Here is a 15,686-nt window from a genome sequence, read left to right on the forward strand (position 1 = left end):
CAACACCAACGGAGAATGCGATGAAGCCGGTAGTGAAAGTCGAAGGGAATATCGGCAGACTGGTTTTGCTTGGCCAGTTTGACTTCAACATGCACAAGGATTTTCGTCAGGCAAGCCAGGAGCTGCTCGACGCCAACCAGGTGACCGAAATCCAGGTCGATTTCGATCAGGTGCCGTTTCTCGACAGCTCGGCGCTGGGCATGTTGCTGCTGCTGAAAGAGCGTGCCGCCCTGCAAAAGAAATCCCTGGCCCTGGTCAACTGCCACGATACCGTGCAGCAAGTCCTGGAAATCGCCTGCTTCAACAAGATGTTCAACATCCAGTAATGCCGCACAGGCGCGCGCTGCCGGCATGCGCAGACGAGTGATGACCTCACTCGTCTGCGCATGCCGGCGGTCGTCCCGCCTGCCTCCCTCCGCCGGGCTGAGCCCCGACAACCCTTTTCCCTGTTCTTAAGCCACCGGCATGTCCTGCCCGCAGAATGCCTGATCCAGGCTTCAGCCGCGGATTTCCTGCGTTTCCCCTGTCTGTTACCCAATCCGTCATGGCGTGTTGTGCTTGATGTTGATCAGCTACTGATCAAGAGAACAGGGATACCCCCATTCGGGTGAATTCGCTGGACAAATCCAGTGGACAGTCGCCGATTACGAGAGAAAATAGAAATAAAACACATTAATTTGGTGGAAATCACTGCCATGGCCGCTTGGACAGCGGATTGTTGTTGGAATGCTATTAAGCATAAAAAAAGCAATTTGATTAAACATCTTGCATTAGACCGCTTTATGTATGATCAAGAGAGAGTGCTGAAAACAAACTCTCAACTCATCAACAAATAGGACATGCAAATGTCTTCAGGCAGCGTATTTGTGCAGATCCGCTCGGTTTTGCCGCTGCTGGCGGGCTGTGTGCTGGTATTGCTGGCACCCTTGTGGATAGCCTCAACCTGGCTGGTGGCCAGTCTGGCCTGCCTGCTGCTCCTTGTCGTCTGGCTCTGGGGACGGCGGCAGTCAGGCTCCGGCGAGGCCGGCCCGGCTCCGGAGGCGGGACAAACGGTCATGCCCGCTGAGGGCGTGCTGGCACCGCGACAGTTCGCCAGCGAGCAGGCCCGCGAGGCACTCTCCGAGCTGGAACGCACCCGCACCCTGATCAGCGAAGCGGTTGCCACCCTGGTTCAGAGTTTTGCCGGGCTGGCCGATGAGGCGCAGGCGCAGCTGGTGCTGGCCCAGTCACTGGCCAAGGGCGAGACCGATACCCATCACACCGGTGTCTATGGCATTTCCTTCAAACAATTTGTCGATGAAATCTCGCAGACCATGGAGACCTTCGTCGAGAAGACAGTCGAGAACAGCAAATCCGCCATTCTGCTGGTCGAGCAGATGGAACGCATCGTGACAGAGGTCAATTCGGTCAATGCGCTGCTGGATGAAATCGGTGGCATCAACAACCAGACCAATATGCTGGCCCTGAATGCCGCGATCGAGGCCGCACGCGCCGGCGAGCTCGGCCGTGGCTTCGCGGTGGTGGCGGACGAAGTGCGCAACCTGTCCGGCCGGACCGAGTCCTTCAGCGGGCAGATTCGCGAGCTGATCGCCAAAGTCGGGCACTCGGTGCAGGATGCCGAAACCCTGATTCACCAGGTGGCCTCGCAGGACATGATGTTCACCTTGCAGGCCAAGCAGCGCCTGTCCGAAACCTCTTCACGCATCGCCCTGCTGGATGAGCGCATGGCCGATTCCCTGCAGGAGCTGCAAACCGGCGTGGCCCAGCTATCCAATGACGTTGGCGATGCCGTGCGCTGCCTGCAGTTCCAGGACATGACCTCGCAGTTGCTGGACCACATCCGCCGTCGGCTCGGCGGCATCGAAGAAGCATTGACACTGCTGGGAGAGGCACCGCCGGCAGATGTCCAGGCGCAGTTGCGTGCCATCGGGGAGAAACTGTCGCACTCCCCGGTATTACAGACCGCGATGGGCAGCGGCAGCATTGATCTTTTCTGACGGGGAACATCATGGCAAAGAAGATTCTGACGGTCGATGACTCGGCCTCCATTCGCCAAATGGTCAGCTTCACCCTGAAAAGCGCCGGTTACGACGTGAGTGAAGCGGTGGATGGCCAGGCCGGCCTGACGACTGCACAGAGCGCACATTTCGACCTGGTGCTGACCGACCAGAACATGCCGGGCATGGATGGCCTGTCCCTGGTGCGGGCACTGCGCAAACTGCCCGCCTATGGCAGCACGCCGATCCTGATGCTGACCACCGAGTCCAGCGAACAAATGAAAACCATGGGACGGGCGGCCGGCGCAACCGGCTGGCTGGTCAAGCCGTTTGATCCGCAAAAACTGCTGGACGTCGTCAAGCGCCTGGTCGGCTAGCCGACCCCGGCCGGCGGCGTCTGCACCGGCGGGCAAGTCTTGATGTCGCGCCTTACTGGAGGGGGATCAAGTGTCGATTGATATGACGCAGTTTCATCAAGTGTTTTTCGATGAGACCGACGAACACCTGGCGTCGATGGAGTCCCTGTTGCTGGAACTGGACATCCATGCCCCGGACCAGGAGGCCCTGAACGCCATTTTCCGTGCCGCACACTCCATCAAGGGCGGCAGCGCCACCTTTGGCTTCAGCGACCTGGCCGAACTGACCCATGTACTGGAAAACCTGCTGGACCGCATCCGCAAAGGGACCCTGGACCTGACCGCGCCGATGGTCGATGCCTTCCTGCATGCCAAGGATGTACTGGCCGCTCTGCTGGCCAGCCACCGCGGCGGCGAGCCGGTCGAAGAAGCGGAGGTCGAGCAGGTCAAGCAAACCCTGGACGCCCTCGGTCAGGGGCAGCAGGAAGTCGTCAGCGCGCCGCAGGCAGCACCCGCGCCGCCTGCATGGCACGATCTGTTCATCGAAATCGATCCGCTGGAATCCGTGGATGTCGCTGCGCTGATCGATGACCTTTCCCGCCACGGCGAGTTGCAGACCGTGCAGCAGGGCAGTGCCGAACCGGCCCTGCCCTGGGTACTCAAGCTGCATTCCGCCATGGACCTGCCCGAAGTCTGTGAAACCCTGGCTTTTGCACTGGACCCGTCGGTGTTCAGAGTCACGCGCGATCTCGGTGCCGAAGAAACCGAAGGCTTCGGCCTGTTTCTGGGTGCCCCGGCCGCGCCCAGCCCGGATGTGATGCTGGAAGAGGACGGCTTCGGTCTGTTCACGCCGGTCGATGCACCGCACGAAGCCATCGAGGACGAGGGCTTCGGCCTGTTCCACCCCGTCCCGCCGCCCCCGGCTGCCGAGCCGGCACAGGCTTCACCACACGCCGCGCCGCCCCACCCTCCGACACCGGGCGAACGCAGCGAACGAGCGGCACCAGCTGCCAGCAGCGCGGCCTCGGCGGAAAACTCCATCCGCGTCAATATCGAAAAAGTGGATCTGTTGCTCAACCTGGTCGGCGAACTGGTCATCACCCAGTCCATGCTGATGCAGTCCGGCAATGCGCTGGACTCGGTCGAGCATGAAAGACTGATCAACGGCATCAACCTGCTGCAGCGCAACTCGCGCGAATTGCAGGAAGCCGTGATGTCGATCCGCATGACGCCGGTCGCCTTTGTTTTCAACCGCTTCCCGCGCGTGGTGCGCGACATGGCGCAAAAACTCGACAAGCAAGTCGAGCTGAAGATGGTGGGCGAAAACACCGAACTGGACAAAAGCTTCATCGAGAAGCTGGCCGACCCGCTGACCCACCTGGTGCGCAACAGCCTCGATCACGGCATCGAGTCACCGGAAGAACGCATCCGCAAGGGCAAGTCGCCTCAGGGGCAGTTGACCCTGCGCGCCTTCCATCAGGGGGGCAGCATCGTCATCGAAGTCACCGATGACGGCGCCGGCCTCGATCGCGAACGCATCCTGGCCAAGGCCCGTGAACGCGGCATGGCCGTGTCCGACAGCATGAGCGATGTGGAAGTCTGGAACCTGATCTTCGAGCCGGGCTTTTCCACGGCGGCGCAGATCACCGATGTCTCCGGTCGCGGTGTCGGCATGGACGTGGTCAAGCGCAACATCCAGACCCTCGGCGGCCGGGTGGAGATTGAATCCCTGCGCGACTACGGCACCACCATCGGCATCCATCTGCCGCTGACCCTGGCCATCATGGACGGCATGTCGGTGCGCATCGGTCAGGAGACCTACATCCTGCCGCTGTCCTTCATTCTCGAATCCCTGCAGCCGCAGCCCCAGGACGTGCGCACCGTGTCCGGCCGCGGCAGGGTGGTCAATGTGCGCGGCGAATACCTGCCGATCGTGGCGCTGGGCAAGATGTTCCATGTGCCCGATGCCCGCCATGAACCGACCGAGGCCATCCTGATCATCGTCGAGAGCGACGACACCCGGGTGGCGCTGCTGGTCGATGACCTGATCGGCCAGCAGCAGTTCGTGGTGAAGAACCTGGAAACCAATTACCACAAAGTCGAAGGCCTGTCCGGGGCCACCATCATGGGCGACGGGCATGTGGCGCTGATTCTGGACGTCACCACCATCGTGCGCCGCAATCAGAAAGCCGCCCAGGCGCTGAGCATGAATCTGGCGAGTACCGAATAAGGCCTTATCAGGGGGAACGGGAACATGACACAAACCGATATGGAAGATCCGGCGCTGGCGGCAGCCAGAGAACTGCTGGTATTCACACTCGGCGCCGAACAATACGCCATCGACATCCTCAAGGTGCAGGAAATCCGTGGCTATGAGTCCGTGACGCGCATCGCCGGTGCGCCGAACTTTATCAAGGGGGTAGTCAATCTGCGCGGCAGCATCGTGCCGATTGTCGACATGCGACTCAAATTCGACCTGGGCGACGCCAGTTACACCCCCTTCACCGTGGTGATCATTCTCAACGTGCTGTCACGCACGGTCGGCATCGTGGTCGACGGCGTGTCGGACGTGATCCAGCTCAAGCCGGAGGCCATCCGACCGGCGCCGGAATTCGGTGCCGCTGTCGACACCGCCTATATCGAAGGCCTGACGCCGGTCGGCGACAGCATGGTGATTGTGATGGATATCGAACGATTGATGAGTAGCGCGGAAATGAGCTTGATGGAAGTCGAGCGTCATGCCCAAAGCGGCCAACAACTGGGAGGTGTGTCAAATGGCTAGCATGAAAGTAAAGCACCGGCTGACGCTCGGCTTCGGTCTGGTGATTGTGGTGATCGCAGCCAGTATGGGGATCGCCGTTTCTCAGATCAGCAGCTTGCGGGCCAGCGTCGAAGAAACGTCGTCGGTTCACGTGCCCCGGGCCAAGGCCGCCAACGATATTATCGATGCGGTCAATGCGCATGCCCGCTCTGTCCGGACCATGTTGCTGGCCGACAGTCAGGACATGATCGACGGGCAGATCAAGCAGGCCGAAGCATCCAGCCGGGAGGTGACGGCTGCCTTTGAGGTCCTGACCAACACGCCCGGCAGCGCGGAAAGCATGCAGCTACAGCAGGAGGCGCAGACATCGCGCACCGGCTATCGCAACGACTATGCGACTTTTATCCAGCTGTTCAAGGAAGGCAAAAAAGAGGAAGCACGCAAGTTCCTGCTCAGCCAGATGCGGAATACTCAGTTGGTCTACATGGATCAGGTCAACAAGCTGATCAAGCTGGAGCAGGATCAGTCCCAGCAACTGGCCAACCAGTCTTCCAGTCAGGCGAGCCGTACGGAATGGGTGCTGATGATATCGGCGGGCGTGACGCTGCTGCTGGCCATCATTGCCGGCTGGCTGATCTCCCGTTCGCTGATGAGCGAGCTGGGCGGCGAGCCGGCAGAAGCCCGCAAGCTGATGGAGGAACTGGCCGAAGGTGAGGTCACCACCACGCTGAACCTGAAAAAGGGCGATGACAGCAGCCTGTTTGCCTATATGAGCAAGGCGGCGCAGCAAGCCATCGAGAACATCCGCGTACGCAAGGCGCTGGATGCGGCCGGCACCAATGTGATGATCGCCGATGCCAGCAACCGCATCATCTATATGAATGAAGCGGTACTCAACCTGTTCCGCGCTGCCGAGGCCGATATCCGCAAGGAAATCCCCAGCTTCAGTGCCAACAACATTCTTGGCAGCAGCATGGATACCTTCCACCGCAATCCGTCACACCAGCAACGTCTGATCAAGGACCTGCGCCAGACCCACAACGGCACCATCAAGATCGGCGGACGGACCCTGACCATCAGTGCCACGCCGGTATTTGGCAAGAGCGGTGCCGTACTCGGCACCACGGTCGAGTGGCAGGACAAGACCGCCGAACTGGCAATGCAGGAGCGCGAACAGGAGCGTCTGGCCGAAGAGCGCAAGCTGTCGGAAGAAAATGCCCGTATCCGCAGCGCCCTGGACAATGTCAGCACCAGCGTGATGATTGCCGACCCCAACGGCAACATCATCTATATGAACCGCAGTGTGCAGGAACTGATGCAGAACGCCGAGTCGGACATCCGCAAGGACCTGCCGAATTTCGAAGCACGCGGCCTGCTCGGGCGCTCGTTTGACGGCTTCCACAAGACGCCTTCGCATCAGCGCGACATGCTGGCCAACCTGCGCGGTACCCACCGCACCCAGATCAAGGTTGGTGGCCGGACCTTCTCGCTGGCCGCCAGCCCGGTCTTCACCGCCGGTGGCGATCGCCTCGGGACCGCGGTGGAATGGCGCGACCGCACCCTGGAAGTGCAGGTGGAGGAAGAGGTCTCGGCGATTGTCAGCGCCGCCTCGCGGGGTGACTTTGAACACCGCGTGCGCATGGAGGGCAAGGAAGGCTTCTTCAAGATGCTGGGTGAAGCGCTCAACTCGCTGCTGGATGTCACCAGTAATGGCCTGCAGGATATTGCCAACGTGCTGAGTGCCGTCGCCAAGGGCGATCTGACCCATACCATCCACAGCGACTATCAGGGCCTGTTTGGTACCCTCAAGCAAGATACCAACACCACGGTCGAGCGCCTGCGCGAAATCGTCACCAACATCAAGGAGTCGACCGACTCGATCAATACCGCCTCGCGCGAAATTGCCGCCGGTAACGCCAACCTGTCCAGCCGTACCGAACAGCAGGCAGCCAGCCTGGAAGAAACCGCTTCCAGCATGGAAGAGATCACCAGTACCGTGCGTCAGAACGCCGACAATGCCAAGAAAGCCAATCAACTGGCCATCGGCTCGTCCGACATCGCATCGCGCGGAGGCCAGGTCGTCGGTCAGGTGGTGTCGACCATGAGCGAGATCAACGAAAGCGCCCGCAAGATCGTCGACATCATCAGCGTCATCGACGGCATTGCCTTCCAGACCAATATCCTGGCCCTCAACGCGGCGGTGGAAGCTGCGCGCGCCGGCGAGCAGGGCCGCGGCTTTGCCGTGGTGGCCAGCGAGGTGCGCAACCTGGCCCAGCGTTCTGCCGGTGCCGCCAAGGAAATCAAGGGCCTGATCGGCGACTCGGTGGAAAAAGTCGAGTCCGGTTCGCGGCTGGTGGATGAGGCCGGTCGTACCATGCAGGAAATCGTCTCGGCGATTACCCGTGTCACCGACATCATGAGCGAAATCTCGGCCGCCTCGGTCGAGCAGAGCTCCGGCATCGAACAGGTGAATCTGGCCGTCACGCAGATGGACGAAAACACCCAGAAAAACGCGGCATTGGTGGAAGAGGCCGCGGCAGCCGCCGAATCGCTGGAAGAGCAGGCGCGCAACCTGGCCGAGGCCGTCGCCTTGTTCAAGTTGAAAGAGGGTGACAAGAGCGTCCGCCGCGATGCCCCGGCACAGGTCGTCAAGCCGGTGGCGACCCCGGTCAAGCCGGCCTCGGTGGCCCAGATCGGCCGGGCGCCGGCCGGAGAGAGGGTACTGCCCAAGCCGGAAAGCCATGCGGCCGCTACCCCGGCGCCACGCATTGCCCAGGTGTCGGCGACACGTGAGGGCGAAGGGGAGTGGGAAGAATTCTGATGGGGGCGGAGATCCGGGGGGCGTGGCCAGCAAGAGCCTTCACCCCCGGTCTTCTTTGCAGCGTGCAGCGGGAATGCCATGTCGATTGATGATCGTGACCTGACCTTTACCGCGGCGGACTTCCGCCGCGTGCGTGACATGGTCTACCGCCATGCCGGTATCTCCTTGTCCGATGCCAAAAGCGATATGGCCTATGCCCGCCTGGCCCGCCGGGTTCGTGCCATGGGGGAAAAGCGCTTCAGCGTCTATCTCGATGTCCTGTCCGCCGATCCGGCACACCCCGAATGGCAGTCATTCATCAATGCCCTGACCACCAATCTGACCGCTTTCTTTCGCGAGCCGCATCACTTCGAGATGCTGGCCAAACATTACAGCCACCACGCCGAACGAGAGGTCTACCGTGTGTGGAGCTCGGCCTCGTCAACGGGCGAAGAGGCTTATTCGGCCGCCATGACCCTGGCCGAAACCCGGCCCAAAGTGCCGTGCCGCTTTGAATTGCTGGCCACCGACATCGATACCAACGTGCTCAAGACGGCAGCCAACGGGGTGTATCCGGAGGAGCGCATCGCCCTGTTGAAAGAGCGACAGCTCAAGACACACTTCCTGCGCGGCAAGGGCAGCAACGAAGGCAAGGTGCGCATCAAACCGGCGTTGCGCGCAGTGATCGAATTTGCCCAGCTCAATCTGATTGCCGAACGCTGGCCGGACATCGGGCTGTTTGATGCCGTGTTTTGTCGCAATGTGCTGATCTATTTCGACAGCGAGACACAGCGCAACATCCTGCATCATCTGGCCGAACACATGCAGCCGCATGCCCTGCTCTTCCTCGGGCATTCGGAGAATATTCAACTGATTACCGATATTTTTACGCCCTGCGGCAGAACGACGTACCGCAAGGCCGGGTAGACGCCTATGTCGCCTTCTGTGAACAAGATCCGGGTAGTGGTGGTCGATGACTCGGCCCTGATCCGCAGCCTGCTGACCAGCATCATCGATGGTGCGCCCGACATGGAGGTGGTGGCGACGGCCGCCGATCCGCTGGTGGCGCGCGAACGCATCCGTGAAACCGACCCCGATGTGATTACCCTCGATGTCGAAATGCCGCGCATGGACGGCATCGAATTCCTGCGGCGCCTGATGCGCCTGCGCCCCACACCGGTACTGATGATCTCCACGCTGACACAGCAGGGTTCGGAAACCGCACTGACCGCCCTCGAACTGGGCGCGGTGGATTTCATCCCCAAACCGAGCACCAATGTCAATGCCGGCATGCAGGCCTACGCCGAAGAGATCCGCGAGAAAATCCGTATGGCCGCCGCGGCACGCAAGCGCCTGCCGACCCGGCCCCCCGTTGCGCCGGCGCCCCCCGTGGCAGGCAGACCCATGCGGCTGAATCCGAACAAGCTGGTATTCGTTGGGGCCTCGACCGGCGGGACCGAAGCCATCCGCACTTTTCTCGGAGGTATGCCCGGCGAGTGTCCGCCGATCCTGATCGTGCAGCACATGCCCGAGAACTTTACGTTTTCATTCGCCAATCGACTCGACACGCTTTGCGCCATGCACGTCAAGGAAGCCGAAGACGGCGAGGCCGTATGCCGCAACACCGCCTATATCGCCCCGGGCCATTCGCACATGCGTATCTGCCGGCGGCAGTCCGGCTGGTATATCGGCCTTGACCAGAGCGAACCGGTCAACCGTCATCGCCCGGCGGTGGATGTCCTGTTTGATTCGGCCGCCGAGCGGGTAGGGCGCGACGCCGTGGCCGTGATCATGACCGGCATGGGCAAGGATGGTGCCCGCGGCATGCTGGCCATGCACCAGGCCGGGGCCTATACCCTGGCGCAGGACGAGGCCAGCAGCATTGTTTACGGCATGCCGAAAGAGGCGGTGGCAGTCGGCGGGGTGGACGAGATCTGCCCTCTGGACCGTCTGGCACCCAGGGTGCTGGAACAATTGCGGATCGGGTGAGCGTCATGTCCCATAACGGGCACGGCCTAGACTACTTCGACCAGCAGTTCCGGCTGCCGGCGATCAAGCTGTTGCCCGGCGATTATGTCGCCACCCAGGATGACCGCCTGCTGGTGACCGTGCTCGGATCCTGTGTCGCTGCCTGTCTGCGAGACCCGGCGTCCGGTGTCTGCGGCATGAATCACTTCATGCTGCCGGAAAGCCGCAGCGTGTCCGCCGCCGACAGCCTGTCCTCGCGCTTCGGCATTCAGGCCATGGAGCTGCTGATTACCGACATGCAAAAACGCGGCGCCCGGCGCGACCGGCTGCAAGCCAAGGTCTTTGGTGCCGGCAAAGTGCTGGACGGCATGAATGTCGTCAACGTCGGCGAACTCAATGCCGCCTTCGTGCGCAGCTACCTCGACCTGGAGCGCATCCCCATCGTCGCCAGCGACCTGCTGGGCGAAACCGCGCGCAAAGTCTACTTCTTCACCGATAGCGGCAAAGTGATGATCCGCCGCCTGAACACCGAGAAAGTGGCCAAACTGGCCGTACGCGAAAAGCAATACCGCGACAGCATCGTGCAGGAAGAAAGCCAGAGCGGCAGCATCGACCTGTTCGATTAAGACGGCGATTAAGACGGGGTCAGGTCTTGCATTTTGCGTCCGGACGCAAAATGCAAGACCTGACCCCCGGGTGATTATTTTTCCAGCTGGTCGAGTTTGCCTTTGACGGCTGCCCATTGCTCATGATCCGGCAACGGATCTTTTTTCTGTATAATCAGCGGCCATTTTTTTGCCAGTTCCGCATTCAGCGAAACAAAGACCTGCTGGCCGGCCGGAATATCATCTTCGGCATAAATGGCTTCCACCGGGCATTCGGCGACGCACAGCGTGCAGTCGATGCATTCATCCGGATCGATGGCGAGAAAATTCGGCCCTTCGTGGAAGCAGTCGACCGGGCAGACATCCACGCAGTCGGTGTATTTGCATTTGATACAGGCATCCGTTACAACGTAGGCCATTGGAAAATCCCTTTTTATTGACTGATTCAGAGTGTCATTTTAATCGATGTCGTCCATTTGCGATTCCCACACTTATTGTGGGCGTTTTGCGCCCAGTCCGACCGGCTTGCTGCATGCCGGTTCCCTGATGACCGCGGTCGGCAGTTATCTGGAGGCCAGGACCCGGGGCGGGCGCTGGCTGGTGCGCATCGAAGATCTCGATACTCCGCGCATGGTGCCCGGTGCCGCTGACGAAATCCTGCGCACGCTGGCGCGTCTGGGGTTCGCCTGGGATGGCGAGGTGGTCTATCAAAGCCGGCGCCATGAGCGGTATCGTGCCGCACTCGACGCCCTGATCAATCAGGATCTGGCCTATGCCTGCCGCTGTTCGCGACGCGAGATCCAGGCGGTGGCCGCCAGAGGGCTCGACGGGGTCGTGTATCCCGGTACCTGCCGTGCGCTGCAACTGAAACCGCAGCCAGGCCTGGCCTGGCGTCTGCGGGTTGACCTCGCCGGCGAGCAGGCCTTTGGCGATCGTCTGCAAGGTCGCTATGCCCAGAACCTGCCGCGTGACATCGGTGACTTCGTCCTGCTGCGGGCCGATGGTTACTGGGCCTATCAACTGGCCGTGGTCGTGGATGATGCCGATCAGGGCGTCACCGACGTGGTGCGCGGAGCGGATCTGCTGGTGTCGACCCCGCGCCAGATCTGGCTGCAACAGCGGCTGGGCCTGACGACGCCGGGATATTGCCATCTGCCGCTGCTGGTCAATGCGGCGGGCGAGAAGTTATCGAAACAGACGCTGGCACCCTCAATCAGTGCCGATGCCGCACTGGATGAGCTGGCCCTGGCACTGACCCGGCTGGGTCATCGCCCGCCGGCCGGACTGATTTCGCTCTCCGAGCTGTGGTCATGGGCCCACAATCACTGGTGTCTGGAGAATGTGCCAAAAGGTCCGGTTTTTGATGTGAATATGTCGTGGATATAAACCCACTTGCGTTAATGCGACGTGAATTTTCGCCTAATACCGCTTGCAAGAAACTTTGTCAATAAAACGCAATATAGATAAGTTGACCTTTATCAATTATTACATCAATCTTCTTTGCCCGAATGCCATGTCCTTACTATGATTGCAGCTCAGCAAATCGGAATGTTAATATTCAAGAGTTTTAGAATATTCTAATTCTTGTTATTGATGGCAGGTTCGAGGCTGAGAATCAGGGCTCCTGAATCAGTTTCCACTCGTGTGCCGTGTCTGCGGCACATGCGGCAAATCGGGTTTCGCCTTTCCGCGTATCAAACGGGTTCAATCTGGTCTGGATGACCGGCTTGAGCCGTTGCCGATGAGCCATGCGCAGTCGTTGCGACCGTAGCGGTTGCGAACAATTTCACAATGATGGCGATATTGAAGGAAGCAAGATGACCAAGTTTGGTGTCCACTCTGAATGCGGCAAGCTCCATAGCGTGATGGTTGCCCGTCCTGGCCTGGCTCACAAGCGTTTGACCCCGGGCAACTGTGACAGCATGTTGTTTGATGATGTGATCTGGGTAGAACGCGCGCAGAAAGACCACGACTACATGGTGGAACAAATGCGCGCTCGCGGCGTGCATGTCATCGAGCTGACCGAAGCGCTGGCCAAGGTGCTGGAAGACAAGGCCGGTCGTGCCTGGGTACTGGATCGCAAGATCAAGGCCGATAACGTCGGCATCGGCATGCTGGGTGACCTGCGTGCCTGGCTGGATGAAATGCCGGCCTTCCAGCTGGCCGAACACATGATTGGCGGTATCGCCAAGTTCGAACTGCCGTTCGACGCCAAGGGCCTGTTCGGTGGCTATCTGGAACACTCCGATTTCGTGCTGCCGGCTGTGCCGAACATTCTGTTCCAGCGCGACCCGAGCTGCTGGATGTACGAAGGCGTCACCCTGAACCCGATGTACTGGCCGGCTCGCCGCCAGGAAACCCTGCTGCAGCAGGCGGTTTACCAGTTCCACCCGTACTTCGCCGGCAAGGTGAAGGTATGGTGGGGTGACAGCGACAAGGATTATGGCCTGGCCACCCTGGAAGGCGGCGACGTGATGCCGATCGGCAACGGCGTGGTCCTGATCGGCATGGGCGAACGCACCAGCCCGCAGGCTGTGGTACAAGTGGCCCGCAACATTCTGGGCAAGGAAGGCGGCGCGACCCGCGTCATCGCCTGTGAAATGCCGAAGACCCGTGCCGCCATGCACCTGGATACCGTGTTCAGCTTCCTCGACATCGACCTGCTGTCGGTCTTCCCGGACGTGGTCGACGAGATCACCTGCACCAGCATGTACCAGGGCGACAAGGAAGGCGAAGTCCGCTTCGAACGTCACGAAGGCAAGCACCTGACCGAAGTGGTGCGCGAAGCCCTGGGTCTGAAGGAAATCAACATGATTCAGACCGGTGGTGATGCCTACCAGCGCGAACGCGAACAGTGGGATGACGGCAATAACGTCGTGGCCCTGGACCGCCGCGTGGTGGTGGCTTACGACCGCAATACCTATACCAACCGCCTGATGCGCGAGCATGGTGTGGAAGTGATCGAGATCCCGGCCGCCGAACTGGGCCGTGGCCGTGGTGGTGGTCACTGCATGACCTGCCCGCTGATCCGCGACGCTGTATCGATCTGATCTGACGGCGCCCGGCCTGTTGCGGACGGGCGCCAATAATACCCGTTTAACGGTAATTCATTTTCTGGCAGTAACCCCTTATTCATCAGGAGTTAGACATGGCTTTCAATCTGCGCAACCGTCATTTTCTGAAGATGCTGGACTTCACCCCGCGTGAAATCCGCTACATGCTGGACCTGGCCCGTGATCTGAAGCGTGCCAAGTACAACGGCACCGAGCAGCAGCACCTGAAGGGCAAAAATGTCGCTCTGATCTTCGAAAAGACCTCGACCCGTACCCGCTGTGCGTTCGAAGTGGCCTGCTATGACCAGGGCGCGCACGTGACCTACCTCGGCCCGTCCGGCTCGCAGATCGGTCACAAGGAATCGATGAAGGATACCGCCCGCGTTCTGGGCCGCATGTACGATGCCATCGAATACCGTGGCTTCAGCCAGGAAATGGTTGAGAAGGAACTGGCTGCCTACGCTGGTGTGCCGGTGTACAACGGTCTGACCGACGAATTCCACCCGACCCAGATGCTGGCCGACGTGCTGACCATGTGGGAAAACAGCGACAAGCCGCTGTCCCAGATCAGCTACACCTACATGGGTGACGCCCGCAACAACATGGGTAACTCGCTGCTGGTGATCGGTTGCAAACTGGGTATGCACGTACGCATCGGTGCGCCGAAGCACCTGTGGCCGACCGACGAACTGGTTGCCGAGTGCAAGAAGATCGCCGCTGAAACCGGCGCCCGCATCACGCTGACCGAAGATCCGGTCGAAGCCGTGAAGGGTACCGACTTCGTTCACACCGACGTCTGGGTGTCGATGGGCGAGCCGGAATCGGCCTGGAAGGAACGTATCGACCTGCTGAAGCCGTATCAGGTCAACATGGCGCTGATGAAGGCCAGCGGCAACCCGAACGTGAAGTTCATGCACTGCCTGCCGGCGTACCACAACAAGGAAACCAAGATCGGTCAGTGGGTCTTCGAGACCTTCGGTCTGGACGGCGTGGAAGTGACCGAAGACGTCTTCGAGTCGCCGATGGCCCTGCAGTTCGAACAAGCTGAAAACCGCATGCACACCATCAAGGCGATCCTGGTCGCCACCCTGGGTGACTGATCTGCCGTAATGGTCGGACCGGGCGTCGTGCCCATCGTGACGACGCCCTCTATTGACGAATGAAACAAGTTTTGAGGTAAGCAACATGCGAGTAGTCGTAGCTCTGGGTGGTAACGCCCTGCAACGCCGCGGTGAAGTGATGACCGCCGAAAACCAGCGCAACAACGTCAAGATCGCCGCCAAGCAACTGGCGACCGTCGCCAACAAGCACCAACTGGTCGTGGCTCACGGTAACGGCCCGCAAGTTGGCCTGCTGGGTCTGCAGAATGATGCCTATGCCCGTCACGTTGACGGCAAGGTGACCCCGTACCCGCTGGACGTGCTGGGCGCCCAGACCGAAGGCATGATCGGCTACATGATCGAACAAGAGCTGGGTAACGAGCTGCCGTTCGAAGTGCCGCTGGCCACCATCCTGTGTCAGACCGAAGTCGATGCCAATGACCCGGCATTCAAGAACCCGACCAAGTTCGTCGGCCCGGTCTACACCAAGGAAGACGCTGAAAAGATGGCCGCCGAAAAGGGCTGGACCGTCAAGGCCGATGGCGAGTACTACCGTCGTGTGGTACCGAGCCCGAAGCCGAAGCGCATTTTCGAAATGCGTCCGATCAAGTGGATGATGGAAAAGGGCACCGTGGTGATCGCTGCCGGCGGTGGCGGCATCCCGACCATGTACGATGCCAGCGGCAAGCGCCTGGGTGGTGTCGAAGCCGTCATCGACAAGGACCTGTCCTCCTCCCTGCTGGCGCGTGAAGTCGAAGCCGATTACTTCGTGATCGCCACCGACGTGAAGAGCGTGTTCGTTGGCTGGGGTACCCCGGAAGCCAAGGCCATCCGCATGGCTCACCCGGACGAAATGGACAAGCTGGGCTTTGCGGCCGGCTCCATGGGCCCGAAGGTCGAAGCGGCTTGCGAATTTGCCCGTCTGACCGGCAAGCGTGCCGTGATCGGCGCGCTGGAAGACATCGAAATGATCGTCGAAGGCAAGGCCGGCACCATCATCTCGACCGAAAAGGCCGGGATCGAATGGTACTGATCGCCTGATTGTC

At 60.4% G+C, this 15,686-nt stretch carries 14 protein-coding genes; 13 read left to right on the plus strand and 1 reads right to left on the minus strand.

All coding sequences use genetic code 11. The annotated features are described in order from the left end of the window. Positions 1 to 20: 20 nt before the first annotated feature. The 9 genes from JNO51_RS03825 (at position 21) to cheD (ending at position 10,508) form a co-directional block, all read left to right on the plus strand. Positions 21 to 326: an STAS domain-containing protein gene (locus tag JNO51_RS03825; protein WP_215781574.1), complete on the plus strand. Its 306-nt coding sequence runs from the start codon at positions 21 to 23 to the stop codon at positions 324 to 326. A 519-nt stretch (positions 327 to 845) separates the two neighbouring features. Next, entirely contained in the window at positions 846 to 1,997 is a 1,152-nt protein-coding gene (locus JNO51_RS03830) for a methyl-accepting chemotaxis protein (protein ID WP_252346178.1), read from the plus strand. An 11-nt stretch (positions 1,998 to 2,008) separates the two neighbouring features. Beyond that, positions 2,009 to 2,374: a response regulator gene (locus JNO51_RS03835; protein WP_215781579.1), complete on the plus strand. Its 366-nt coding sequence runs from the start codon at positions 2,009 to 2,011 to the stop codon at positions 2,372 to 2,374. 82 nt (positions 2,375 to 2,456) lie between these two features. Continuing rightward, a complete protein-coding gene (locus tag JNO51_RS03840) occupies positions 2,457 to 4,583 on the plus strand; it encodes a chemotaxis protein CheW (RefSeq protein WP_252346179.1) in 2,127 nt (708 codons plus the stop codon). Positions 4,584 to 4,607: 24 nt separating this feature from the next. After that, complete coding sequence (locus JNO51_RS03845; protein ID WP_252346180.1) at positions 4,608 to 5,135, plus strand: chemotaxis protein CheW; 528 nt, start codon at positions 4,608 to 4,610, stop codon at positions 5,133 to 5,135. Further along, positions 5,128 to 7,935 carry a methyl-accepting chemotaxis protein gene (locus JNO51_RS17530; RefSeq protein WP_215781584.1) on the plus strand — a complete coding sequence of 936 codons (2,808 nt, stop codon included), beginning with the start codon at positions 5,128 to 5,130 and terminating at the stop codon, positions 7,933 to 7,935. The genes JNO51_RS03845 and JNO51_RS17530 overlap by 8 nt, the downstream gene beginning before the upstream one ends. A gap of 78 nt (positions 7,936 to 8,013) precedes the next feature. After that, positions 8,014 to 8,841 carry a CheR family methyltransferase gene (locus tag JNO51_RS03855; protein ID WP_215781586.1) on the plus strand — a complete coding sequence of 276 codons (828 nt, stop codon included), beginning with the start codon at positions 8,014 to 8,016 and terminating at the stop codon, positions 8,839 to 8,841. 6 nt (positions 8,842 to 8,847) lie between these two features. Then, complete coding sequence (locus tag JNO51_RS03860) at positions 8,848 to 9,903, plus strand: chemotaxis response regulator protein-glutamate methylesterase (RefSeq protein ID WP_252346181.1); 1,056 nt, start codon at positions 8,848 to 8,850, stop codon at positions 9,901 to 9,903. A 5-nt stretch (positions 9,904 to 9,908) separates the two neighbouring features. After that, positions 9,909 to 10,508 carry a chemoreceptor glutamine deamidase CheD gene (gene cheD, locus JNO51_RS03865; RefSeq protein ID WP_215781590.1) on the plus strand — a complete coding sequence of 200 codons (600 nt, stop codon included), beginning with the start codon at positions 9,909 to 9,911 and terminating at the stop codon, positions 10,506 to 10,508. A 74-nt stretch (positions 10,509 to 10,582) separates the two neighbouring features. On the opposite strand, the gene fdxA is transcribed toward cheD, so the two are convergent. Then, positions 10,583 to 10,906, minus strand: coding sequence for a ferredoxin FdxA (gene fdxA / locus JNO51_RS03870; RefSeq protein ID WP_215781592.1), 324 nt, complete (start codon positions 10,904 to 10,906; stop codon positions 10,583 to 10,585). Positions 10,907 to 10,952: 46 nt separating this feature from the next. Between fdxA and gluQRS the strand changes: the two genes are divergently transcribed. From gluQRS to arcC, 4 genes are all read left to right on the plus strand, one after another. Then, positions 10,953 to 11,873: a tRNA glutamyl-Q(34) synthetase GluQRS gene (gene gluQRS / locus JNO51_RS03875; RefSeq protein ID WP_215781594.1), complete on the plus strand. Its 921-nt coding sequence runs from the start codon at positions 10,953 to 10,955 to the stop codon at positions 11,871 to 11,873. A gap of 431 nt (positions 11,874 to 12,304) precedes the next feature. Continuing rightward, complete coding sequence (locus tag JNO51_RS03880; protein WP_215781597.1) at positions 12,305 to 13,537, plus strand: arginine deiminase; 1,233 nt, start codon at positions 12,305 to 12,307, stop codon at positions 13,535 to 13,537. A gap of 98 nt (positions 13,538 to 13,635) precedes the next feature. Continuing rightward, on the plus strand, positions 13,636 to 14,640 hold the full coding sequence (locus JNO51_RS03885) for an ornithine carbamoyltransferase (protein WP_215778195.1): 1,005 nt from the start codon (positions 13,636 to 13,638) through the stop codon (positions 14,638 to 14,640). Positions 14,641 to 14,725: 85 nt separating this feature from the next. Then, positions 14,726 to 15,673, plus strand: coding sequence for a carbamate kinase (gene arcC, locus JNO51_RS03890; protein WP_215781599.1), 948 nt, complete (start codon positions 14,726 to 14,728; stop codon positions 15,671 to 15,673). Positions 15,674 to 15,686 lie beyond the last annotated feature (13 nt).

This window comes from Paludibacterium sp. B53371 (assembly GCF_018802765.1).
Lineage (GTDB): Bacteria > Pseudomonadota > Gammaproteobacteria > Burkholderiales > Chromobacteriaceae > Paludibacterium.